Source organism: Dickeya sp. ws52 (assembly GCF_007210685.1).
Lineage (GTDB): Bacteria > Pseudomonadota > Gammaproteobacteria > Enterobacterales > Enterobacteriaceae > Dickeya > Dickeya chrysanthemi.
The window spans coordinates 77,701-101,081 of sequence record NZ_SZVX01000018.1; the positions used below are offsets into that span (position 1 = coordinate 77,701).

Here is a 23,381-nt window from a genome sequence, read left to right on the forward strand (position 1 = left end):
TCCCGATGGGCTCTTATCAATAATTGCAGGATAACAATGCAGAACTCAACGCCGATGGCACCCACTGAAGCCCGCATCAAAAACCGGCGCCGCCTGTCGCCCTTTTGGCTGCTTCCTTTTATCGCCCTGCTGCTCGCCGGCTGGCTGCTCTACACCAATCAGCAGGAGCGCGGCGCAACGGTAACTATCGATTTCGTGTCGGCGGACGGCATCGTCCCCGGCCGCACGCCGGTGCGCTATCAGGGGGTGGAAGTCGGCACCGTGCGCAACATCAAACTCAGCGATGATTTACGCACTATTCAGGTCATCGCCAGCATCCGTAACGATATGAAAGAGGCGCTACGCAGCGGCACCCAGTTCTGGCTGGTGACGCCCAAAGCCTCGCTGGCCGGGGTATCCGGTCTGGATGCACTGGTCGGCGGCAACTACATCGGCATGTTACCCGGCGGCGGCGATCCCGCCAGTCACTTCACCGCGCAGGATACCCAGCCCAAATACCGTGTTAACAGCGGAGAATTACTGATACATCTGCGCGCAGACGATCTCGGCTCGCTGAACGCCGGTTCGCTGGTCTATTTTCGTAAAATCCCGGTAGGGAAAGTTTACGATTACAGCGTTAACGCCGATCACCGCGGCGTGATGATCGATGTGTTGATCGACCGCCGCTTCACCGGGCTGGTGAAAAAGACCAGCCGTTTCTGGAACGTCTCCGGATTAAAAGCGGACGTCAGCCTCAGCGGCGCGACCGTCGAAATGCAAAATTTGTCCGCACTGGTTAACGGCGCCATCGCCTTTGACTCCCCTGAACAGGGCGAGTCGGCCGCGGCGGATCAGAACTACGAGCTGTACCCGGATTTGGCGCAGAGCCAGCGTGGCGTGCAGATTATGCTGGACTTGCCTTCCGGTGACAGACTGCAAGCCGGGCACACGCCGCTGCTGTATCAGGGATTAGAAGTGGGCAGGTTGCAACGGCTCACTCTGGAGGCCAATCAGCGCGTCACCGGAGAATTGATCGTCGACCCGTCGGTGGTGGCGTTGATGCGGGAAAACACCCGAATTGAACTGGCCGCGCCGCGCCTGTCGCTAAGCGATATCAACCTGCCGAGCCTGCTGGGCGGCACCACGCTGACGCTGATCCCCGGCGAAGGCGAGCCGAAACAGCGCTTCACCGTCGCTGACGCCACCCGGCAGCAACTGCAACAACCCGGTGCGCTTACCGTTGAATTGACCGCCAGCCAGAGTTACGGCATCGACAGCGGCCAGCCGGTCATGCTGCACGGCGTGCAAATCGGCCGAATAGTCCAGCGCACACTCACCGATAACGGCGTCGGTTTTACCGCCGTTATCGACCGCCAATACCGACACCTGCTGCACAAAGACAGTCAATTCATCGCCAGCAGTCGGGTCAACGTTAAACTGGGGTTAGACGGCGTTCAGGTGCTGGGCGCCAGCGCCCAGGAGTGGCTGAGCGGCGGCGTCACGGTGCTGCCAGGCTCGACCGGTGATGCCCAACCGCGTTACCCGCTCTATAGCGATCGGGAAAAGGCCGCTGCCGGTATTCAGGGCACGACGCCCCCCACCACGCTGACGTTGTTGACCGACAGCCTGCCGGACATTCAGGACGGCTCGGTAGTGCTGTATCGCAAGTTTCAGGTTGGCGAGATAACCCGCATTCGCCCTAAGGCCGAGACATTCGAAATCGATGTTTATATCCGGCCGGAATACCGCAAGCTGCTGACCGATAACAGCGTTTTCTGGGCGGAAGGCGGTGCGCGGGTACAACTGAACGGCGCCGGATTAACGGTACAGACCTCGCCGCTCAGCCGGGCGTTGAAAGGCGCCATCAGTTTCGACAACGTAGACGGCGCCGCCGACGTACAAAACGACAAACGCCCGTTATACAGTAACGAAACCGCCGCCCGTGCGATTGGCAGCCGCATCACGTTGCGCACCTACGATGCCAGCAAGCTCTCCGCGGGGATGCCGATCCGTTATCTGGGTATCGATATCGGCCAGTTGGAGTCGCTGAAACTGGCGGAGCAGCGCGACGAAGTGCGGGTACAGGCGGTGCTGTACCCGGAATATGTCCGTAATTTCGCCCGCGCCGGCACCCGCTTCTCGGTGGTGACGCCGGAAATTTCCGCCGCTGGGGTTAACCATCTGGAAACGCTGATCCAGCCCTACATTAACGTCGAGCCGGGTAATGGCGCCGTTACCCGCAGCTTTGAATTGCAGAAAGCCACTATTTCCGACTCCCGCTATCAGGATGGATTGAGCATCAGCGTTGACACCGCCGAAGCCGGATCGCTGCAAATCGGCACGCCGGTGCTGTTCCGCGGGATTGAAGTCGGCACGGTGACCGGTCTGTCACTCGGCGCATTGTCCGATCGGGTATCGGTGGCGCTGCGCATCAGTAAGCGCCACGCACATCTGGTGCGTGATAATTCCGTCTTCTGGCTGGCCTCCGGCTATAACCTGCAATTTGGTCTGACCGGCGGCGTGATCAAGAGCGGGACTTTCCAGCAATTTATCCGCGGCGGCATTGCTTTTGCGACGCCACCGGCCACCCCGCTAGCGCCCACCGCACAGGCCGGCAAACATTTCCTGTTGCACGGTGAAGAACCCGGCGGCTGGCGAGATTGGGGAACAGCGTTGCCGGAGCGATAAACACCACATCTGCGTTCTGCGACTCACCGCCCTCTGAGCCGGTGGTGAGTCGCCATCCCTTCCCTCAACGCAGATATGGTAATATTCGTGTTTTGATTGTTGTTGTAACGGAACCGTTGCTGTGGCCAAACCTATTCCCGCCTCTCTCATTCCCGATTTTTTAACCGCCATGCAAGCCATTATGCCTGCACACCTGAGCATGGATGACTTCATCGACGCCTGCCGGCGACCGCTGCGCCGTAGTCTCCGCGTCAACACGTTGAAAATCAGCGTGCCCGACTTTCTCGCGCTGGTCGCGCCCTACGGTTGGGAACTGGAAGCGGTGCCCTGGTGCGACGATGGGTTTTGGCTGCTGAACGCCGACGAGGAAGCCATGCGGCTCGGCAACGCACTGGAGCACCTGAGCGGTCTGTTCTACATTCAGGAAGCCAGTTCGATGTTGCCGGTCAGCGCGTTGTTGCTGGGGAACGATACCCCGGAGCGAATACTGGACATGGCCGCCGCCCCCGGTTCCAAAACTACCCAGATCGCCGCCCGGCTCCACAATCAGGGTGTGATTATCGCTAACGAATACTCCGCCAGTCGGGTGAAGGTGTTGCACGCCAACCTGCACCGCTGCGGCGTCAGCAACACGGCGCTGACGCACTTTGACGGCCGGGTCTTCGGCAGTGCCTTGCCGGAAACCTTTGATGCCATTCTGCTGGATGCGCCCTGCTCCGGAGAAGGTGTGGTCAGGAAAGATCCCGCCGCCATGAGTCACTGGTCGCTGGAGAGCATCGCCGATATCGCCGCCACCCAGCGCGAGCTGATCCTCAGCGCCTTCCATGCGCTGAAGCCGGGCGGCGTACTGATTTACTCCACCTGTACCCTCAATCATCAGGAAAACCAGCAGGTTTGTCGCTGGCTGATGCAACAATTCCCAGATGCATGTGAAATCGAATCACTGAAAGACCTGTTTCCACACGCTCACCGCGCCCTCACCGAAGACGGTTTCTTGCATGTCTTCCCGCAAATTTACGACAGCGAAGGTTTTTTTGTGGCCCGCTTGCGTAAAACCGCCGGCGTACCGCCACTGGCAGCGCCGGATTACAAACTCGGCAAGCTGCCCTTTACGCCGCTCAACCACAAGGATGCGCAGTTGATTCGCCAGAACGCCCAGCGGCTCGGCCTGCAGTGGTCAGAACAGCAGTTACAGTTGTGGCAACGGGACGATGAGATCTGGTTGTTTCCGGCTGCACTGCAACCGATGTTGGGCAAAATGCGCTTCTCCCGAATCGGTATTAAACTGGCGGAGCGCTTTGCCAAAGGGTATCGCTGGCAGCATGAAGCCATTGTGGCGCTGGGCAATCCTGACAGCCCGAATGCGTACGCGCTCAGTGCGGAGCAAGCCGTAGATTGGTTCCGAGGAAAAGACATTTATCCGCCTTCCCCCGTCAGCCATGACGACATTCTGTTGACCTGGCAACAGACCACGCTGGGGCTAACCAAACGCGTCGGTCAGCGACTGAAAAATACCCTGCCCCGGGATCGGGTGCGTGATGGCGCCAACCTCATTCTTTCTGCCGATTAATCTTTGACCGGGTTGCCGCCTGCGGCGATCCGGGTCTGTTTTTTCATCTACAATCAACACGTGTCATCAACATTCAACCTGTTGAGGAATCTATGTTCGCACTGGTTATCTTTGTCTGTTACCTGGGAGGTAACTGCGAGAGTCTGGTCGCGGGAACCTACATCAATGAACCACAGTGTCTGAGCGCTATGGAGGAGCAGCAGATCCGTAACGGCGGCTGTTTCCCGATTGACGATTTTCGCAGCGGGTACTGGAAACCCGCCCATGAGTACCGGGATCGCTAATCACTCGTCGCTCTTTTCCGTTCTCTCCTGTAACAGCGCGCGCTGCCAGGCGGAAATCGGCATAACGGAAGCAATAACCTACGGCTGCTCACGCCGGCGCATGACTGATGCTCAACAACCCGGGCTCGAATAAAAAAGGGCAATGCCGCAGCTGTAACGACATTGCCCAACCTGATGTAATCAAACCGCTTGTTATGATGAGTATTTCAGGGCGGTGAAAACGTGCTGATGATCGGCACCTTCACCGTTTAAAACTTCACCCACTCGTCTTTATCCGGATTATTTTTGGCGCTGGTTGAATGCGCCCGCGTCGCCTTGGGGGCGGATTTACGCCCCGGCTTACCCGGTTTATTCAGTAATAATGGTTGCTGATGATGGGCGGTTGTGCCGCCATGATGCGCATGAGGATCGTCGCCTAAATGAAACGCCGATACCGTCTGCATCAGTAACTGCGCTTGTTCCTCCAGCGAATTGGCAGCCGAAGATGATTCTTCCACCAGCGCCGCATTCTGCTGCGTGGTGCTATCCAGTTCAGTCACCGCCTGAGCAATTTGACTAATCCCACGGCTTTGCTCATCCGATGCAGAGGCTATTTCACCCATAATATCAAACACATGAGTAATGGAGCGAACAATGTCCTGCATGGTTTTCCCGGCATCATCCACCAGTTCGGAACCGGTATTCACCCGTAAAACCGACTCCTGAATCAGCCCTTCGATTTCTTTCGCCGCCTGCGAACTGCGCTGCGCCAGATTGCGCACCTCGCTGGCGACAACCGCAAAACCGCGCCCTTGCTCGCCGGCTCTTGCCGCTTCAACCGCCGCATTCAACGCCAGAATATTGGTCTGGAAGGCAATACTGTTAATTACCGAGGTGATTTCAGAGATACGTTTTGAACTGCTGGAAATCTCGTTCATGGTTTTCACCACGTTGCCGACGATTTCACCCCCCTTGATGGCATTCTGCGATGCTTCCGACGCCAGTTGCGAAGCATGATGGGCATTTTCCGAGTTCTGTTTTACCGTTGAGGTTAACTGCTCCATGCTGGCGGCGGTTTCCACCACGGCCGCCGACTGCTGTTCGGTACGGGAAGAGAGATCGACATTGCCTGCCGCGATTTCAGCCGACGCCGACGCCACATGCCCGACACCTTCCCGAATATCCAGAATCATGGTGCGCAATTTGTCATTCATGTTGGCCATGGCGGTAATCAACATACCCAGTTCGTCACGACGCGAGGAATTGACTGACGACGAGAGATCGCCGCCCGCGATGCGTTCCGCCACCGACAACCCCTGCTTAAGCGGCGTCACAATCTGCACGGAAATACGCCAGGCCATGATGATGCCAAACACAATGGCGGCCAGCCCGGTCACCGTCATCTTCACTTCGGATGAGCGGGTAGTTTGACTGGAGCTAACCAGTTGCAGGTTAAACAGGTTGGAAACATCCGTGTTCAATTTATCCGCCGCCGCCGTTAATGCCTGGCTGGTGCGGGTTTCATCCTGAAATGCCGCCAAATACCCTGCGGCAGACTGACGATATGCCAGAAAATAGTCCCAAGCGGTTTTCAATGTCGCCTGCACTTCCGGCGGGAATTGCCTGGTTTTTTCTGTGATGACTTTTTCCGCCGTATCAATACTTTTCAACGTCACCGCCAGCGTATTGTCAGACGGCGTCAGCAGCAAATCATGGGCAACATCGCGAATATCCGCCATACGCTCGCCGACTTGATACAGTTCTATCTTACTCTCGGCGGAGAGACCGGTTGCCTGCTGCCATTTATTCTGAAAGGTATCCAGCATCGCCTCACTTTCATCCTGGCTGATTTTCAACCCTGCGGCATCGCGTTTTTTACTGGCGGCGATAAAGGCATCCCGTGCGGCGTTGTAGGATTTCAAATCTTGATCAATGCGCTCAACATCATCAAGCGTATCTTTATCCCAGCTCAGATTTTTAGCCTGACCGAGAATATCCCCCATCTTATTCACCAGTTCGCCGTTTTTCTCGATGAACTTATAGTCGTGCGTAAACTGGAATTGCGTACGTAAAAGGCGAGCTTGCGCCAGCGTAGTATTGAGCTGATTAGTCACTTGCACCTTGGTATTATTATCATCCACCGCCCGAAAGCCGACGACACCGGAAATCAAAACCATCAGAGACAATACCAGTACCAACCCAAACCCTAATGACAGCCGGGTTCCAACCTTCAGATTATCGTATTTTTCACCCAGAACACTCATAGAATCACCTGTTTATGATTATCATCAGCTGATCGCCACAGTATTTATCTTTGCAATAATTCGGCTTGCAAGTATGTGGTTTTTCCTGCAACTCGACCTATTTAAGACATAACACCGGCAACCTAATATGGAGCGAAATATCACTACGCAATAACTCAGGGAATAACTACCCTCCAGGTTTCAAACCGCGCATCCCAGCATTGAGAAATTATCGGTCTGTATAAATCTTAGTTTAGTAATAAACAGAAAAAACACTACACGACCAGATAATTATCTGGACTAATAACAAATTGAATTAAAAGAAGAAAAAAAATAAATTAAAGGAATATAAAGCAATATATATTTAAATTATGACGATAAACACCAATCCGAAAAATAAAAAAACACACCACCAATATTCAGCTATAATACGACGTTCTGTTTAATTAACTGATTCTCCTTAGATTGTAAAAATTCTGTTAACAGGAAGATATAATAACGAGCCGACTGATTTACAAATACGCCGATATTAGATTTTGCCTTATCTTATACATACCCGTCATACTTCACGTTGCAGGTGTGTTGGCTTGATTACTCGGTCGCTGCGTTACCAGGTGCAATGAGCCTGGCTCTGATGGGCCTAAATGGAAGCGATAAACCATCGCCATTGCCAAAAGCGGCAAAGGCGATGACAAGAACAAACCGAAAGGCATCCGGTGCGTTCAACAGAGCGCACCGGATGTATTGGCGTCAGAGACTGGGTGTTAGCGTCAGTACCACGACTCCGCGCGGCGTGACTTCATCCACACCACACTGGAATTGCGAACCGCCGCCTTCAACCTGCATTTTGCGCCCCGGCAACAGCGCCACATCATAAATATCGTTTTTACCGTCGATATCCAGCAACCAGCGACCATTGCTAATGCTGGTCACACCGGTATCCACCAGCCAGGAAGACGAACTTCCTTCGACCAGCAACGGCGCATGTAGCCCGGCGGGAATAAACTGCGGATCGGCCTTCCACTCTCCCGCTTCCTGCAACTTACCGGTTTTCAATATATTACGTGGAATCAGGATGACGCTGCCGTCATCGTGACGAACCGCAGGAGTGTCATGCTGCTGCGGCCCCCCTTTTCCGGTGGCTAACCAGGCCAGCGATACCCCGGTATCCAACGCACAGGTCACCACCACATCCCCCGGAAAGAAATCGCGCCGAATCCAGGTGCTGATCGTACCGGGTGCGATGCCCAGCAAATCGCCCAGCTCTTTTTGCGTACTAAATCCGTAGGCATCCAGCATACGGCGCAACACCGCCTTACCGCCTGACGACAGAATTTGCTCATACAACGCCTTACCTTTCAGCGGCGACTTATGGGCAAAAACATTCGCATTTGCAAACTCCCCAGTTACCAGCCATCCAGCCTCCGCGCCGGTATCCAGCGCACACTTCAGAATAATGTTACCCGGCACGTTCCCTCGCTGAACCCAGTTACTGATTGTATTGGTAGGTATTTCAGTTACCTCGCTCAGTTCCTTCTGAGTCTTTACTCCATAGCTTGACATGATGCGCTCAAGTACGGAGGCCGCAGACACGGCATCACTATTTGTATTCAAAAACACCTCACGAGTATTTACATATACACGTTACGTGTTTTATAGTGTCTACACAGCACATGTAACACCATAGAACACCCTGGCCTGGGGGAGATATTGCTTTATGTCGGACGAGATTTCAATTCTATTGCTCATTTCTGAGGAAAATCCTACGTCGGCGAGTGCAACGACTGCCAAAGCGCAGTGCTTCGCCGCAGATAATCGACTGCCTTATCCGGTGTCTAATCAGGCAACGATGAGCGACGCCAACACTAACGAGGCAAGAAGAACAGCGGCGGCAGCCCCTGCGACGTGGCGTATTGCGCGTGATACCGGCAGGCTGCTCAGATTAATCATCGACAACGTCGCTCACTATTATTTTGCAAATGCAAAAACGTTATTCACTCTTCTCCAGACAACGGCCTCTTTTTCTGGTGCCGGAGCGGCTTATGCATTACTAAATCAGGATCATCATTTGACCGATGTGAATGGTAATAATGCCTTTAACAAAAAATTCGTAAATTCGAATTCAAACCGTCATCCGTACCGATTAGCCCCCTGCGTCGCCCCCAACGACGAGCGAGCATAACCATGAAGCCACATTATGCTTTTACCGCGAATCACCTACAGAGTTTACCGCCAAATTTGCGGGCGCTACTCGGAAAACACTTCGCAGATTCGCGCTGGGAACAAACTTGCCGATTTTATCAGCGATTCGCGGAGCGCTATCGGCGCACGCTGTGCTTCCATGCCGCGTTGCATAACCGCTGGTGCGTCTACCAGTTGGATGAAATGGATGAAATGGCCAGAGAAAGAATCGTCAGTGCGTTGAATGAACTGCGCAGCGCTTTTGATGGGCCGGCAATTCAGGAACAGAGCCAGTTATTGCCGTTCGTGATGGGGCTGCGCCTGAGTGAACGCCGGACGCTGTTTTTTCACGCCGGACTCACGGCCCGGGAATTTAACCACCCCTTGCGGCGTATCGACGAGCCGGATTGCCAATGGGCGCAGGCGCTGGGTCGTGCCGCGGTGGAATTACACAGCCTATTTACCGATGCGCCGGATATTCTGACCAGCATCAGACCTGAAAACTATTTTCTCTAACAACTGGTTTCTCTAACCACTGGTTTCTCTAACTACTGTTTTCGCTAACAACCGTTTCACCGACAGCGGATTTCACCAGAAAGATAACCGTCGTTAACTCAACCGCCAGCAGACAAGCCGCCGCTCAGGCAGGCTGGACTTGTTGCGGCTTATTATCAGGAAATTGCATGAAAAACATACGAACGATACGCACCACTCCACGCCAAACGCCAGACTCGTATGCCGTCTGGAAAGCCGATTTTGCTCACCGTTACAGCGAATATCTGGAACAACTGGCACAGCACGCCTGGCAGGAACGTTTATCTGCTCAGGAACTGGTGGTGCTGCTACAGCAGGAAGCGGAAAAAATTCGGCACCAGATGTGGGAGGCGCACTAATGGCAGACAGCATGGATATTTCCCAGGAGCAGCAGGCTCTGCTGCTGGATGCGCAAATCGCTCAGGCCCGTACCGTCCCCGCAACGCCATCGGCATGGGTTTGTGAGGATTGCGACGCCCCGATCCCCGAAGCGCGTCGGTTGGCGATTCCGGGGGTTGCGTGCTGCGTGTCCTGTCAGGAAATCCGCGAACGCAGGCAACGCCACTACCGCTCACCATCCTGAGTAGGCATTCACACACTGACAGGCCGGAACAGTGCACAACGATTGGCGCCGCCATCCGGCAAACACACATCGGGTAGATAAACGCGGGCTGGTTATGACGTCTGAAAAAACTGAAAAAAACGCCGACAATCGGCCCCCGGAGTGGATGTATACCTGGAATGCCCCCCGCCCCGCCATTCTGCCCGAGTCCTGTTCAGTATCCCCGGATATCCTGCGACAAGGGCAAGCGGTGTTGTATCAGTTAACGCTGCTACCGCGTTTTCTAGCCGACCATTTTCGACGCCGTTTCGAGTATCTGAAGCAGCATCAGGGGCTGCATGTCGCCTTCCGTTATCTGCTGTCAGTGGTGCATCGGCGGTTATGGCCACGCATCGACGCAATTAATCGCCGCTACCAGATGAATATCACCCATTGTTCATTCTTTATCAGCGAAGCAGACCACTACCACCAATTGCCGGATATGCCGGACAAACTGTTATCCCGCTTTGCCGGCCGCATTGCCGGCCAGATGAACGATGCCTACAACGCCCACTGCGACGCTTACTTACAACACGAAGACGGGCATCATCATGCGCCATTATTCGGCAATGAAATACAAGCCCGCATTTATGGCCGACTCGCTGCGCTGGCTCAGGCGTTGAACGTAACGCCCGCTTACTGGGCTCGCCATCAAAGCGGGACGCTCACGCTGGAGCAAGCTTTTGCCGGCATTATGCGGTTGGTTACCCCCCGCTGGTGGGAACGCCAGTTAAAAATCCAGCGGGCACGCTGGCGTGAAGCATTGTGGATTGCCGCCGGAGAAGTGAGCCGGGCCGCCTCTGCGTTTCTCAGCCGTCAAGCATGGTATGACATTCACTACCGCCGTCTGGCGACGCTGGATTTTCTGAAAAGTCGCGATCTGGAAAACATCCGCAACGGTGATCGTGTTGATTTAATCGACAAAGTCATGGGCAGTATCGCCAATCCGAATATTCGCCGTATGGAACTGATGACCATGCTGGCGGGCATTGAACGTTACGCCACCGCACACCACCACATGGGTATGCTGGTTACCTTGACTGCTCCCGGCCATTACCACCCTACCCGCACGCGCCATCCTGACCGGGTATTGCCCAATGCGGCCTGGATGCCGGATTGCCCCACCCCAAAAATGACGCAACATTATCTGGTTAAGCTGTGGAGCAAAATCCGTACTGCGCTCAAAGACCGTAAGTTGTCTATCTACGGTTTACGGGTCGTTGAACCGCATCATGACGGCACGCCGCACTGGCACATGATGCTGTATTGCGAACGCGCACAGCGCCAGGCGATTATCGATATTCTGCAGCGCTATACGCTGCAACATGATGAAACCGGCGCCAACACCACGCGCCATCGCCAGTTTGACTGCAAGCACATCAATAAAGGCGGCGCGACCGCCTATGTCGCCAAATATATCGCTAAAAACATCGACGGCTACGCGCTGGACGGCGAATCCGACCATGAAACCGGCAAACCGCTGAAAGACATGGCCGCCGCCGCTTCTGCCTGGGCGTCGCTCTGGCGTATTCCCCAATTTCACTTTATCGGCCTCCCCACGGTTGGCGTGTATCGCGAATGCCGGCGTATTCGTAGTCGCTCTCTGGCGGACTCACTGGGAGAACAAGCCGAACAGGTGAGGTATGCGGCAGACCGCGGTGATTTCGCGGCTTATATCGAGGCACAGGGCGGTGCCAACGTTGCGCGAAAGTGTCAGTCTGTCCGCGTCGCCAGAGCCGCCGGCGAACGGTTAAACGCCTACGATGAGGCTATCGTTCGCACCATCGGCATTTTCTCCGTCCAACGTGGTAGCGAACAGGTATTCAATACCCGCCCCGATGAATGGCGAATTGTCGCTAAAAACCAGGCCATCTGTCATCACGCTGCCGATGGCCATCGGCAGGCTCGTCCTTGGAGTTCTGTTAATAACTGTGGGGAGGTGTTTTCAACCGGCGAACTTGCGCCGCCATTTCGTGATATTCCCCGTGTTCCTTCAGCACGGCTAACCTATTTTCAGCGTGACCGCCTGGCGTCATTAGCCCCGCGTCTCAGGCAGCAAGGCATTGAAATCTCACGCTGGGAACGGGAAGCCCTGGTGCGCGGCGCCAGGGTGAAAATCGATGGGCAACTGATTGATGAATTTAGGAATAAAGCTATATCCGCCGTTGATGAAAAGCGCATCATGGACGCACAGGTCCTGCACTTATGAGTTGACTAAGATTACTGAATAAAGTACTGTATATAAATACAGTCTCACAATGGAAGAGGTACCGTGGAACAGACTGAAAACAGAGAGCTGACCTTATCAAGGATTCGATTAATTGCCGATATGTCTTTGATATCACAATGCAACCCTGAAGAAATGAGAATCGCCATGTCACTAATCGCCGACTTATCTCACGGCGAGTTCCCGAATAGTGATTATCAACAATTTCTGAAGAACAGCAGTGAAGGGCAACGGCTGAAAGCATGGTTCGAACAACAAACGTTGTGAGGGATTGCGATGGATAATAACGACCGACGTGAAACTCCCCAATATTTATCCGGAGGCACGTACAAATTAATGGATTTTCTCTGTGGCCAACGCGCCAAACTTATACGCAGCACACTATTTTTTCGTATCCAGACCGTTTGATAATAACGGCCGCACCGGCTAAAGCCGAATGTACGTTTTGGCATGAATTGTAATAACTGACTCAGTGCAGACCTGTTCGTTGGTAATATTTATTCACTCTACACAGCGATGTTAAATTAAGACCTCCTCCCACCCATGCTGCATAACAAGGCTCATTTGAGTCTTGTTATGCAGCAACGCAACCCATCCATCTTCTGCGATATCCACGACACGCCTGTTTATACCCGTCAGATTTCACGTTGCAGGTGCGTTGTTCAAAACGCAACGCGTGTTGTCCTGCTATTCGAATGATTTTGGGTATGGCACGTGTTGTGCCATTAATACTACACCGCTCTTACATTGCGGTCAGTACCGATCCTCCGGAGGATAAAGGGTCAGAAACAATCCATTTTATTCGGCCCTATTTTATCTGAAATTAAAGGTATCACATGAAAGTCTACGCTCATCAGGACGACGTTCTGGATGCACTCTGTTATCGCTACTATGGCCGCACACAGGGCATAGTTGAAACAGTTATGCAGTCCAATCCTGGAATTGCGGACTTTGGTCCGCTGCTGCCACACGGCACCGCCGTTATCCTGCCCGATATTAATGTTTCCGACTCGCAGGAAAGTATTAATATTTGGGAATAATCGGACCGTATATATCTATACCCAAAATAATTCGAGTTGCAGGACAAAACGCGTTGCGTTCTGAACAACGCAACGCGTTGGCCGGCCAGGGCAAGGCTCATTGAGCCTTGCCACGCGGTAAGAGAGAAAAATTCGTCGGGAATGAATTTGACCCGCTAACGCACCTGCAACGTGAAGTATGAAGGGTATAAAGATAACCGCCACACCAGGACATTTATTATGCAAAAACCGCAAAGCCTCAGACTTGCGCTGACCACCGCATTACCGTCATTGAGTAATGTATTGCAGTTTCGAATTCAGGAAGGTGAAATTGCTGCATTGCATGAACCGTCGTTGTCTTTCGAATACCGCTATCAGTTGCTGCTGACGCTGGATAATTTCACCGACAACCCCGATACGCTTTTTGTCACGCTATTATTCTGGGTACGCCAGAATCAGCCCGATTTATTAACCCGCGAAGGTATTCGTAATAAAGGCATTAGTTTCACTATCGATAATAATTCGGATAATACCCGCACCTTATCTGTTCGACTCAATTTAACGGAGCGTAATCGCGTTATTGAGCAGAATCAGACTCTACAAGTACATTATGAACCGGAGCCCGCACCGCCTGAACCGGTTAGCCGCCCTAATGCGCTCTATATTGCTGGTGAACTGATCAGCCAATGGAAAAGCAATTGATCGGTTGAATGTTACTTTTCGTTATCAGGGCCGTTGCGAAGACGGCCAGCCTTTTCACTATAACGCCGATGGCGCTATCTTATAGCCTTGCCATCGCATCTATTTATTCCCGCCGATCATTACCACATTCACGACGTATTTATTAACGCATCGCCCGGATACATCAGGCATCGACATACATTCATTGCCGGGAACGCCTGCGACTATTCTTCAGCAACACCCCATGCAACGGCTCGCCTAAGACCCCATCTCAATAGTCGGAATGGGAATTAGCACATCGCCCCTCACTCATGTCGGCCTTGCCATACCGCGATGCGCATCCTCGGTACGCATACTCCCTATCGGTGGTATCCCTGGCCACACAACCGCGGAAAATTGTCTCATGACGTGGGAAGACTCATGCTTCCCACCATGAATACATACGAATATCTCTCCGAAATCCAGCGCGCACTGCGTAACCTGATTCGTATCGGCGTCGTGACCGAAGTCGATACCCAACAGGCACGCTGCCGCGTGCAAACCGGTGGCATGGTCACCGGATGGCTCCACTGGCTGTCCCGTCGCGCGGGGAGTTCCCGCGAATGGTGGGCGCCGTCGGTGGGTGAACAGGTACTCATACTTGCTATAGGAGGCGAGCTCAATACGGCTTTTGTCGTACCGGGTATTTACAGCGACCACCACCCTGCGCCATCAGTGTCGGCGGATGCCTGTCACATCCGCTTTCCCGATGGCGCCGTGATGGAATACGAACCGGCTAACGGCGCACTGACCGTGACCGGCATCAAAACCGCCACTGTCGTCGCAGCGGAATCTGTGTCCGTTACCACGAAAAACGTCACCATCAACGCCAGCGAACGCATCACGCTGGATACACCGGAAGTCGTCTGTACACATAAGTTGATCACCCAGACTATTGAGGTACAGCAAGGCGGCAGCATCACAGGCAGCGTCACGCATTCAGGAGGAAGCTTCTCCTCTAACGGCGTGGTGGTGCATACCCATCAACACGGCGGCGTACAAAGTGGCGGCGGCACAACAGGAGGACCTTTATGACCAGCACATCGTACACCGGCATGAACCGCAACACCGGCAGCAGTCTCAGCGATCTGGAGCACCTACGCCAAAGTGTGCGCGACATTCTGACTACGCCACAAGGCAGCCGGGTCATGCGGCGCGATTACGGCTCGCTGCTTTCCTCACTGATCGACCAGCCGCAGACGCCCGCCTTGAAGCTACAGGTACAGGCCGCCTGCTATGTCGCGCTGTTGAAGTGGGAGCCTCGACTGACGCTGACATCCATCTCCATGGAAAGCCACTACGACGGCCAGTTGATTGTGGATATTTCCGGCACGCTGGCCGGCAACAGTACATCCCTTTCGTTAACCATTCCTGTGAGCTGAGATTATGCCCATTATCGATTTAAGTCAGTTACCCGCCCCCAACGTCGTTGAAACGCTGGATTATGAAACCCTGTACGCCACGCGTAAGGAAACGCTGTTATCACTTTACAGTGACGATGAACGCGCCGCTATCGCACGCACTCTGACGCTGGAATCAGAACCGCTGGTAAAACTGTTGCAGGAAAACGCTTACCGCGAACTCCTGCTGCGCCAGCGTATCAATGAAGCCGCACAGGCTGGGATGCTGGCGTTCGCCCGGGGCAATGACCTGGACCAACTGGGCGCTAACGTCAATGTATCCCGCCTGGTGATTACCCCGGCAGACGCGACCACCGTCCCCCCGACCGCGGCGGTGATGGAATCGGATACCGATTTCCGTTTACGCATCCAGCAGGCTTATGAAGGTTTGAGCGTGGCAGGCTCCATCGGCGCCTACCAGTTCCATGGCCGCAGCGCCAGCGGCCAGGTCGCGGATATCTCGGTGATCAGTCCCGGCCCCGCTCAGGTGTTGGTGTCGGTCCTGTCACGGGAAAATGACGGCGCCGCCAGCGATGCGCTTATCGCCACCGTTAACGCCGCACTCAACGCCGAGGATGTCAGGCCGGTAGCTGACCGGGTCACCGTCAAATCTGCGGTAATTGTCCCTTACGACATTCAGGCCACGCTCTATCTTTATCCCGGCCCGGAAGCCGAGCCGATCCGCGCTGCCGCGGAGAAGAAACTGCAGAGTTATGTCAGTAGCCAGCACCGTCTGGGGCGTGATATCCGTCGCTCAGCCATCTATGCGGCGCTGCATGTGGAAGGGGTGCAGCGGGTGGAATTGGCCAGCCCGACGGCGGATATCGTACTGGATGACACCCAGGCGTCGCACTGCACCGGCTATACCCTGAGATTAGGGGGAACGGATGAATAAAAGTCCCCTGCTGCCCCCCGGTTCATCTTCTCTGGAACATGCGGCCGCCACGACCAGCGCCAGTCTGGAAAAGATACCTATCCCCCTGCGCCAAATTTGGAATCCCGACACTTGCCCGGTCGAGCTGCTGCCCTATCTGGCCTGGACATTATCGGTCGATCGCTGGGATGAAAGCTGGTCGGAAGCCGTCAAACGAAAAGTCATCAAAGATGCGTTTTTTATCCACCGCCATAAAGGCACCATCGGTGCGCTGCGTCGGGTGGTCGAACCGCTGGGGTATCTGATTCGCATCAAAGAGTGGTGGCAAACCGGCGATACTCCCGGCACCTTCCGGCTGGATATCGGTATTCAGGAATCAGGCATTACGGAAGAGTCTTTTCAGGAACTGGAACGGCTGATTGCCGACGCCAAGCCCGTCAGCCGCCAGATGTTGGGGCTGAATATCAATCTGGATACAACAGGGACCGTCTCGCTGGGCGCCAGTTCTTACAGCGGCGATGAGTTGACCATCTATCCTTACTTCCCGGAAACCATCAGCGTCTCGGGCGAAGAGTTCACCGGCGGAGCAATTCATCTTATTGATGATCTGAATGTCGGCGGTTAATTTTTGCTTCCTCTCAAGCCAGCTTACGCTGGCTTTTTTTATGTCGAATCGCCCGATTGTTGTCTCTGCCTCACGCCAACGCCCATTGGGTGCGATCTCCCCGCCGCTCTCGCATACTACCCTCACTCAATCACAGCCGGGACTCTTTGCCGGCTGGTTATCACCAGTCTGTATCCCCGGCTTCTCCGATGCCCCTTGCGGTATCCTTCCCTATTAACCGTATGAGTAATCTGCATGAGTACAAAATACTTTGCTTTACTGACGAATACCGGCGCGGCGAAATTAGCTAACGCCACGGCGCTGGGTAGCCACCTGGCCATCACGCAAATGGCGGTCGGCGATGGCGGCGGCAGCCTGCCTACTCCGACTCCGGCCCAAACCAAACTGATCAATGAGAAACGCCGCGCTACGCTCAACGCACTGAGTGTTGACCCTAAAAACCCCAACCAAATCATTGCCGAGCAGGTTATTCCTGAAAATGAGGGCGGTTGGTGGATCCGTGAAATCGGTTTGTATGACAGCGACGGTGATCTGGTTGCCGTCGCAAACTGCGCCGATACCTATAAGCCACTGCTACAGGAAGGCTCAGGCCGGGTACAAACCGTACGCATGATCCTGATTGTCAATAGCGCCGACGCCATTACCCTGAAAATCGACCCAGCCGTGGTACTGGCGACCCGCCAGTATGTCGATGATACGGCTGTTGAGGTCAAGACATACGCCGACAGCCAGCTCAACGCACATGTCGCCGCCGCCAATCCCCACCCGCAATATGCTCCACTCAGCAGCCCCGCGCTGACCGGCGTACCTACCGCGCCGACGGCGGCCAACAGCGCGAACTCCACGCAACTGGCGACCACCGCATTTGTCAAAAACACGGCATTGCTCAAAGAACAAAACGGTGCGGATATCGCGAATAAATCGGCCTTTCTCGCAAACCTGGGTTTAAGCGACACGCTGAAAATCGCCGATATCGTCGGTATCCCACTGCCCTGGCCGCAAGCCACACCGCCCGCCGGCTGGCTGAAATGCAACGGTCAGGCGTTCGACAAAAACGCTTTCCCGAAACTGGCGCAGGCTTACCCCGGCGGCGTGCTGCCGGACCTGCGCGGTGAATTTATTCGCGGCTGGGATGATGGGCGCGGGGTAGATGTTGCCCGTGAATTGCTAAGTTGGCAAAAAGGAACTCTGACTATTTCAGATCCCAACTTAAGTGCAGTAAATGTAGGGGCATTGATACATGCAAACAACGATAGTGCCAATACATACAAATCTATGGGGTTTGATATTGTCAACAAAAGCGATTATGCCATGCTACGTGCCGCTATAAATGTGGAGACGGTGGGGGCACAAGATTTGGATTCAAATGGTTGGCAGTTTGGTTATGGAGCTACCCGACCGCGCAACATCGCCTTTAACTACATCGTCAGAGCAGCCTGACGGCCGGAATCATCCTCAACATTTTCTGACCGGATAAACCACAACGCGGTGAGTATGCTCACCGCGTTTTACAATCTGTATTGTTGTCAGCCTGTACTGTCATAAAAGCGTCGTATTACAGTCTTAGTGTGATGTCGCTACTTTCTCGTACAGGATTCGACTATGCGCCTTTGCTTACCGCTTCTTTCTATTTTGTTGCTGGCCCATGTCGTTCAGGCAGCGGATATCCAAACCGAGCAGTACCAGATTACTTTCCCTGATAATGATCGGGTCAGTTATCCAGGTAAATGGCAGACGCGTTTCCCCAACGGTTTTCCCATGGGGGTCGGTTCCGGGTTGTCATTTATCGGGCGGGATGGTGACAAGCTGATGTTTGTTACCGTTACCGATCGCGGGCCGAATGCCGATGCGCCGGAATATCAGGGTAAAGAGGCAAAAATTTTTGCTGCGCCCGACTTTGTTCCTTCGATTATGCTCATTACCGTCGATGCCAAAAGCGCACAAGCCACAGCGTTGCGTCAGTTGCATGACGAGTTTGGTCCCGTCAGCGGTTTGCCATTACCCGGTTCGTTAATCGGCACCACTAATGAAGTGGCGCTTAGCGATGTGCTGAAAAAACTGCCGGACGATCGCCGTGGGCTGGATACCGAAGGGATTACACCCGATGGCCAAGGCGGTTTTTGGCTTTCAGACGAGTATGGTCCGTTTCTGATTCAGATTGATGCTCAGGGCAAGATCCTGAAAAAGGTGGGCCCAACGCCGCTACAGGGTGAACAAGGGTTAGCCAGCGGTTTACCCAATATTCTTAAATGGCGCCAGCCAAACCGGGGTTTTGAGGGTATTACCCGGATGCCGGACGGCCGCATTCTTGCTGCAGTACAAAGCACGCTGGATATTGACGGGAAAACACAAAACAAAGCGTTGTTTACTCGATTAGTCAGTTTTGACCCGGCAACGGGCAAAACAGTGATGTATGGCTATCCGCTGGAGACAGATCGGTGGAAAAAAACCGGTGACGCCAAAATTGGCGATATGGTTGCACTGAACGATCATGAGGTTCTGGTGATTGAACAAGGTGCGGGCAAAAACAAGGTCATGCACAACCTGATCTATCGCGTTGATCTCCGCGAAGCCAGCGATCTGACCCTGCTGGATGCGACGCGTCCAGCAGAATGGGATGATGCCGACACGCTGACAAAACGCGGCGTCGTGCTCGCGAAAAAACAACAACTGGTTGATTTACGTCAGTTGGGCTGGAAACCGGAGAAAGCCGAAGGATTGGCGTTGATTGACGCCAGTACGCTGGCGGTAACCAGTGACAACGATTTCGGTTTACAGTCTGTGTTGGTCAATCCCACCCATGATGTGAAAAAAATTGGCAAATATCAGGTCGGGTCTGATGGCAAGCTGTTGCTGGATGGCCAGCCCGTCGATACCCGACTGGAGCTGGAGTCACTGCCCAAGGATGAGGCAAGTAGCCAATTATGGATCATCCATCTTCCTCAGCCGCTTCGTTAAAACTGAAATACTTGTCAGGCAGCGTTTCCTCAGCGGGTGTGCTGCTTTATTTATCTGATACGTGAAATTTTTCCCGCCATTATATTTCCCTATCGGAAATAATTGTTTACAGTGTAAGCCATTGTGAACATTTTGCGGTATTGTTGGAGAAAAAGCGTGACAGGTTCCACCGCGATTGACGTACGCCAGCTGATTAACCAGCGCCCTCTTGGGGCTTACCAGAAACTGATCGTTTTCCTTTGTTTTTGTATTATTGCGCTTGATGGCATGGACATTGCCATTATGGGCTTTATCGCCCCCTCGCTGAAAGCAGCGTGGGGAATTGGCAATGCAGAGCTGGCGGTGGTTATCAGCGCCGCGTTGATTGGCCTGGCGGTAGGCGCCATGGTATCCGGCCCGTTGGCAGACTGGCGCGGACGTAAAACCATCATTATTGCCAGTGTATTCCTGTTTGGCCTGTGGACGTTGTTAACCGCATTTTCCCAAAATGTGCAACACATGGTCATTTTTCGCTTTCTGACCGGGTTAGGTTTGGGAGCGGCGATGCCGAATGTCGGCACGCTGGTATCGGAGTTTGCACCGGAGAAAAAACGCTCCTTCATCATCACCGTGGTCTTCTGCGGCTTCAGTTTCGGCGCCGCCAGCGGCGGGTTTGCCGCCTCCTGGATGATTCCTCAGTGGGGCTGGCATTCGGTATTGCTGATGGGCGGTATTCTGCCGCTTCTGCTGGTGCCGTTCTTGTTGCTAAAGCTGCCTGAATCAGTGCGCTTTTTGGTTAGCAAGCGGGCGGATTCACGTCAAATACATCACATTGTTGACAAGATAGCCCCCGGCGTGACCCAGGCGGATAGCCTGTTCGCCATGCCGGTGGCCGAAAAACCGCCTGCTTTCGCCGTTCGGCTGGTGTTATCCCGCTCTTATCGATTCGGCAGTATTATGCTGTGGGGCGGCTATTTCTTTGGTCTGTTTATGGTGTATCTGCTGGGAAGCTGGCTGCCTACGGTGATCAAGGAAGCGGGGATGAGCGTAACGGAAGCCACCATCATCACAGCCCTGTATCAGGCCGGCGGTACTTTCGGTTCGCTATTTGCCGGCTGGTTGATGGATAAGGTTAATCCGCATTTGGCGCTTGGCGTAATTTATGCCGCCGGCGGTGCCGCCACCGCGATGATTGGCGCGACCCATGCTCATTTCGTGCTCCTGGCCATAGTGGCATTCAGCAGCGGTTTTTGCCTTAACGGCGCAAATACCGGCATGAATGCGCTGTCTGCCCGTTATTATCCGACGGAAGCACGCGCCACCGGCTCAGGCTGGATGCACGGTATTGGCCGGCTGGGGGCAATCATGAGCGCTTTTGCGGGCGCACAGGTCGTCAGTATGGGATGGGGATTGAGCGTGATGTTCACGATTCTTGCCATTCCCGCACTGTTGACGTCGCTGATGATTCTCGCCAAGGGACAATTCGGTTATAGCCGGCCCGCCGTTGCAGAACTCACTTACTGATAGGCCAATGCCCATACGCCAACGTCCGGTTATCCGGGCGTTTTCTTTTGGCGAGAGAAAGATCAACGGCTGCGTTTAGCGTGTCTCTCGCGATTATCCTGACGAGCCTGGTCGGATTTTTTAAGCGACACATAACAAGCACCGGCGCCGCCATGAAACGGTTGTGCGATACAAAAGGCTTGCACGGTGTCAAACTGCTGCAACCAACGGAACAGGTAATTGCGCACGACATTGGCATGTGATTTATCATGACGACTTTTGCCATGAATAATCAGTAGATTACGCAAGTTATCCTGTTGCGCCTGCAACATGAACGCGAACAGATTCTGCCGACAGACCTCAACCGGCTGACGGAGTAGGTTGAGGCTGGCATCCAGCGGATACTTTCCCTGACGCAGTTTATCCACCACACCCTGCTGGATACCTTCCCGCCTGAACTCCAGCGGGCTATCACACGAAAAGAGATCAAGAAAGCCGGTAATCAGGAAATTATCCGGCTCCGGTTCCTGTACACGATGGGGAGTCGTACCCGGTAAGACTGGCTTTAGGTGAGTGACGGTTGAGGACGGTTTCAGCGGTTTGACATCGTCCATGGCGGTCAGGAATAGGGCTTTTTCGTCAGGAGTCATCGTGTCACTCGCAATTATCTATTTACTACTTCTCTACTATACCCAGAGCGTCATCAAATATCACCCCGCAGGGCGGACAAGAAACGCGGTGAGTTTCCTCACCGCGTTGTGGTCTATCCGGTCAGAAAATGTTGAGGATGATTCCGGCCGTCAGGCTGCCCTCACAATATAGCTAAAGGCGATATTGCGCGGGCGGTTTTCGTTAGCCGTAGGGACAACTCTGGAAGCATCAAACGCGAAGTCGTCATTAAGTTGTGCAGCAATTGTTGACAAGGGTGATATCGAATTTCGCGAACCGGTATCATAAAACGCACCAGAGTAACCATCAAACCCGACATAAACACCACTGACAAACCCGGTGATGTTCCTTATCGCATCGCCCTGTAGCGAAAGTATGCTTCTGTTGCTATCCACCCCCCGCCCATCATCCCAGCCGCGAATAAATTCACCGCGCAGGTCCGGCAGCACGCCGCCGGGGTAAGCCTGCGCCAGTTTCGGGAAAGCGTTTTTGTCGAACGCCTGACCGTTGCATTTCAGCCAGCCGGCGGGCGGTGTGGCTTGCGGCCAGGGCAGCGGGATACCGACGATATCGGCGATTTTCAGCGTATCGCTTAAACCCAGGTTTGCGAGAAAACAAGAGGATAAATACAATCAGCCTTTTCAGGAGGTTACGTTATGCTTATTGGTTATGCCCGGGTATCGACCAGCGATCAAAATACCGAATTACAGAAAAATGCGCTGGTCAGCGCAAATTGTGAGCTGATTTTCGAAGATCAAGCCAGCGGCAAAAACGCCAGGCGCCCAGGGCTTAAACGCGCATTGCGTAAACTCAAACGCGGCGACACGCTGATCGTCTGGAAACTGGATAGACTGGGTCGCAGCGTGCGTGATTTGATTACCATGGTGTCGGACCTGCAGGGGCGTGGCATCCACTTTCGTAGCCTGACCGATGCGATTGATACGTCAACGCCTGCCGGCCGCTTCTTTTTTCATGTGATGAGTGCGCTGGCCGAAATGGAACGTGAACTGATCATCGAACGTACCCGTGCAGGGCTGGCAGCGGCCAGAGCCGCCGGTCGCATTGGCGGGCGGCGGCGCATTATGACGCCGGATGCGGTTGACCAGGCAAAAACATTGCTGAATAACGGAGCCACCCGCTGGCAAATCGCCAATATTATCGGCGTGTCGGAAAAAACCATTTATAAATATTTTCCCGTCACACAAAAAACAGTTGTCAGTGAATTATTATCATATGAAAAATATGAAGGATGATGATTAATATTATACCCAAAATAATTCGAGTTGCAGGAAGGCGGCAAGAGAGAGACAAATTCGTCGGGAACGAATTTGACCAGCCAAAGGCTGGC

Annotated in this window: 23 protein-coding genes; 19 read left to right on the plus strand and 4 right to left on the minus strand. The window is 53.8% G+C overall.

Features of this window, described 5'->3' with window-relative positions; genetic code table 11:
• Positions 1-36 precede the first annotated feature (36 nt).
• From FDP13_RS16730 to FDP13_RS16740, 3 genes are all read left to right on the plus strand, one after another.
• Positions 37-2,667 (plus strand): PqiB family protein, encoded by a 2,631-nt coding sequence (locus tag FDP13_RS16730; protein ID WP_143839938.1) that lies wholly within the window; start codon positions 37-39, stop codon positions 2,665-2,667.
• Positions 2,668-2,788: 121 nt separating this feature from the next.
• Entirely contained in the window at positions 2,789-4,237 is a 1,449-nt protein-coding gene (rsmF, locus tag FDP13_RS16735; protein WP_143839939.1) for a 16S rRNA (cytosine(1407)-C(5))-methyltransferase RsmF, read from the plus strand.
• A 92-nt stretch (positions 4,238-4,329) separates the two neighbouring features.
• Positions 4,330-4,521, plus strand: coding sequence for a YebW family protein (locus tag FDP13_RS16740; RefSeq protein WP_012769560.1), 192 nt, complete (start codon positions 4,330-4,332; stop codon positions 4,519-4,521).
• Between the two features lie 248 nt (positions 4,522-4,769).
• Here FDP13_RS16740 and FDP13_RS16745 read toward each other — a convergent pair whose 3' ends face one another.
• Positions 4,770-6,764 carry a methyl-accepting chemotaxis protein gene (locus FDP13_RS16745; RefSeq protein WP_143839940.1) on the minus strand — a complete coding sequence of 665 codons (1,995 nt, stop codon included), beginning with the start codon at positions 6,762-6,764 and terminating at the stop codon, positions 4,770-4,772.
• A gap of 729 nt (positions 6,765-7,493) precedes the next feature.
• Complete coding sequence (locus FDP13_RS16750) at positions 7,494-8,306, minus strand: phage repressor protein CI (RefSeq protein WP_012769558.1); 813 nt, start codon at positions 8,304-8,306, stop codon at positions 7,494-7,496.
• 154 nt (positions 8,307-8,460) lie between these two features.
• Between FDP13_RS16750 and FDP13_RS16755 the strand changes: the two genes are divergently transcribed.
• From FDP13_RS16755 to FDP13_RS16825, 15 genes are all read left to right on the plus strand, one after another.
• Entirely contained in the window at positions 8,461-8,925 is a 465-nt protein-coding gene (locus tag FDP13_RS16755) for a hypothetical protein (protein ID WP_033575731.1), read from the plus strand.
• Positions 8,926-8,927: 2 nt separating this feature from the next.
• A complete protein-coding gene (locus FDP13_RS16760; RefSeq protein WP_012769556.1) occupies positions 8,928-9,440 on the plus strand; it encodes a hypothetical protein in 513 nt (170 codons plus the stop codon).
• Between the two features lie 167 nt (positions 9,441-9,607).
• On the plus strand, positions 9,608-9,817 hold the full coding sequence (locus FDP13_RS16765) for a DUF2732 family protein (RefSeq protein ID WP_033575733.1): 210 nt from the start codon (positions 9,608-9,610) through the stop codon (positions 9,815-9,817).
• Positions 9,817-10,041 (plus strand): TraR/DksA family transcriptional regulator, encoded by a 225-nt coding sequence (locus tag FDP13_RS16770; protein WP_012769554.1) that lies wholly within the window; start codon positions 9,817-9,819, stop codon positions 10,039-10,041. Before FDP13_RS16765 ends, FDP13_RS16770 begins: the two co-directional genes overlap by 1 nt.
• Before the next feature lie 94 nt (positions 10,042-10,135).
• Entirely contained in the window at positions 10,136-12,268 is a 2,133-nt protein-coding gene (locus tag FDP13_RS16775; protein WP_143839941.1) for a replication endonuclease, read from the plus strand.
• A 63-nt stretch (positions 12,269-12,331) separates the two neighbouring features.
• Entirely contained in the window at positions 12,332-12,553 is a 222-nt protein-coding gene (locus tag FDP13_RS16780) for a hypothetical protein (RefSeq protein ID WP_038926988.1), read from the plus strand.
• 569 nt (positions 12,554-13,122) lie between these two features.
• The gene (locus tag FDP13_RS16785) at positions 13,123-13,326 is read left to right on the plus strand and encodes a tail protein X (protein ID WP_012769550.1); all 204 of its coding nucleotides are present in this window, start codon (positions 13,123-13,125) and stop codon (positions 13,324-13,326) included.
• Positions 13,327-13,545: 219 nt separating this feature from the next.
• Positions 13,546-14,007, plus strand: coding sequence for a phage tail protein (locus tag FDP13_RS16790; RefSeq protein WP_033577852.1), 462 nt, complete (start codon positions 13,546-13,548; stop codon positions 14,005-14,007).
• Positions 14,008-14,418: 411 nt separating this feature from the next.
• Positions 14,419-15,060 carry a phage baseplate assembly protein V gene (locus tag FDP13_RS16795; RefSeq protein ID WP_226053376.1) on the plus strand — a complete coding sequence of 214 codons (642 nt, stop codon included), beginning with the start codon at positions 14,419-14,421 and terminating at the stop codon, positions 15,058-15,060.
• Positions 15,057-15,407: a GPW/gp25 family protein gene (locus FDP13_RS16800; protein WP_027711867.1), complete on the plus strand. Its 351-nt coding sequence runs from the start codon at positions 15,057-15,059 to the stop codon at positions 15,405-15,407. The genes FDP13_RS16795 and FDP13_RS16800 overlap by 4 nt, the downstream gene beginning before the upstream one ends.
• A gap of 4 nt (positions 15,408-15,411) precedes the next feature.
• Positions 15,412-16,320, plus strand: coding sequence for a baseplate J/gp47 family protein (locus FDP13_RS16805; protein ID WP_143839942.1), 909 nt, complete (start codon positions 15,412-15,414; stop codon positions 16,318-16,320).
• Positions 16,313-16,924: a phage tail protein I gene (locus FDP13_RS16810; RefSeq protein ID WP_143839943.1), complete on the plus strand. Its 612-nt coding sequence runs from the start codon at positions 16,313-16,315 to the stop codon at positions 16,922-16,924. The genes FDP13_RS16805 and FDP13_RS16810 overlap by 8 nt, the downstream gene beginning before the upstream one ends.
• Positions 16,925-17,158: 234 nt before the next feature.
• Complete coding sequence (locus FDP13_RS16815) at positions 17,159-18,364, plus strand: phage tail protein (RefSeq protein ID WP_143839944.1); 1,206 nt, start codon at positions 17,159-17,161, stop codon at positions 18,362-18,364.
• A gap of 162 nt (positions 18,365-18,526) precedes the next feature.
• Positions 18,527-19,882 (plus strand): esterase-like activity of phytase family protein, encoded by a 1,356-nt coding sequence (locus tag FDP13_RS16820; protein ID WP_143839945.1) that lies wholly within the window; start codon positions 18,527-18,529, stop codon positions 19,880-19,882.
• A 156-nt stretch (positions 19,883-20,038) separates the two neighbouring features.
• A complete protein-coding gene (locus tag FDP13_RS16825; RefSeq protein WP_012769542.1) occupies positions 20,039-21,385 on the plus strand; it encodes an aromatic acid/H+ symport family MFS transporter in 1,347 nt (448 codons plus the stop codon).
• 62 nt (positions 21,386-21,447) lie between these two features.
• On the opposite strand, the gene smrA is transcribed toward FDP13_RS16825, so the two are convergent.
• Together smrA and FDP13_RS16835 are read right to left on the minus strand one after the other, a co-directional pair.
• The gene (smrA, locus tag FDP13_RS16830) at positions 21,448-22,014 is read right to left on the minus strand and encodes a DNA endonuclease SmrA (RefSeq protein WP_012769541.1); all 567 of its coding nucleotides are present in this window, start codon (positions 22,012-22,014) and stop codon (positions 21,448-21,450) included.
• Between the two features lie 150 nt (positions 22,015-22,164).
• Positions 22,165-22,665: a phage tail protein gene (locus FDP13_RS16835; RefSeq protein ID WP_143839946.1), complete on the minus strand. Its 501-nt coding sequence runs from the start codon at positions 22,663-22,665 to the stop codon at positions 22,165-22,167.
• 24 nt (positions 22,666-22,689) lie between these two features.
• Here FDP13_RS16835 and FDP13_RS16840 point away from each other — a divergent pair, with 24 nt between their 5' ends.
• Positions 22,690-23,286, plus strand: coding sequence for a recombinase family protein (locus FDP13_RS16840; RefSeq protein ID WP_143839947.1), 597 nt, complete (start codon positions 22,690-22,692; stop codon positions 23,284-23,286).
• Positions 23,287-23,381: the final 95 nt, after the last annotated feature.

Bases quoted from the DNA above. Each gene is read 5' to 3' on its own strand.
- FDP13_RS16745 (WP_143839940.1), bottom strand. From the start codon at position 6,764: ATGAGTGTTCTGGGTGAAAAATACGATAATCTGAAGGTTGGAACCCGG.
- FDP13_RS16795 (WP_226053376.1), top strand. From the start codon at position 14,419: ATGAATACATACGAATATCTCTCCGAAATCCAGCGCGCACTGCGTAAC.
- FDP13_RS16800 (WP_027711867.1), top strand. From the start codon at position 15,057: ATGACCAGCACATCGTACACCGGCATGAACCGCAACACCGGCAGCAGT.
- FDP13_RS16730 (WP_143839938.1), top strand. From the start codon at position 37: ATGCAGAACTCAACGCCGATGGCACCCACTGAAGCCCGCATCAAAAAC.
- FDP13_RS16790 (WP_033577852.1), top strand. From the start codon at position 13,546: ATGCAAAAACCGCAAAGCCTCAGACTTGCGCTGACCACCGCATTACCG.
- FDP13_RS16740 (WP_012769560.1), top strand. From the start codon at position 4,330: ATGTTCGCACTGGTTATCTTTGTCTGTTACCTGGGAGGTAACTGCGAG.
- FDP13_RS16805 (WP_143839942.1), top strand. From the start codon at position 15,412: ATGCCCATTATCGATTTAAGTCAGTTACCCGCCCCCAACGTCGTTGAA.
- FDP13_RS16775 (WP_143839941.1), top strand. From the start codon at position 10,136: ATGACGTCTGAAAAAACTGAAAAAAACGCCGACAATCGGCCCCCGGAG.
- FDP13_RS16815 (WP_143839944.1), top strand. From the start codon at position 17,159: ATGAGTACAAAATACTTTGCTTTACTGACGAATACCGGCGCGGCGAAA.
- FDP13_RS16760 (WP_012769556.1), top strand. From the start codon at position 8,928: ATGAAGCCACATTATGCTTTTACCGCGAATCACCTACAGAGTTTACCG.
- FDP13_RS16840 (WP_143839947.1), top strand. From the start codon at position 22,690: ATGCTTATTGGTTATGCCCGGGTATCGACCAGCGATCAAAATACCGAA.
- FDP13_RS16810 (WP_143839943.1), top strand. From the start codon at position 16,313: ATGAATAAAAGTCCCCTGCTGCCCCCCGGTTCATCTTCTCTGGAACAT.
- FDP13_RS16785 (WP_012769550.1), top strand. From the start codon at position 13,123: ATGAAAGTCTACGCTCATCAGGACGACGTTCTGGATGCACTCTGTTAT.
- FDP13_RS16770 (WP_012769554.1), top strand. From the start codon at position 9,817: ATGGCAGACAGCATGGATATTTCCCAGGAGCAGCAGGCTCTGCTGCTG.
- FDP13_RS16765 (WP_033575733.1), top strand. From the start codon at position 9,608: ATGAAAAACATACGAACGATACGCACCACTCCACGCCAAACGCCAGAC.
- FDP13_RS16755 (WP_033575731.1), top strand. From the start codon at position 8,461: ATGTCGGACGAGATTTCAATTCTATTGCTCATTTCTGAGGAAAATCCT.
- smrA (WP_012769541.1), bottom strand. From the start codon at position 22,014: ATGACTCCTGACGAAAAAGCCCTATTCCTGACCGCCATGGACGATGTC.
- FDP13_RS16820 (WP_143839945.1), top strand. From the start codon at position 18,527: ATGCGCCTTTGCTTACCGCTTCTTTCTATTTTGTTGCTGGCCCATGTC.
- FDP13_RS16750 (WP_012769558.1), bottom strand. From the start codon at position 8,306: ATGTCAAGCTATGGAGTAAAGACTCAGAAGGAACTGAGCGAGGTAACT.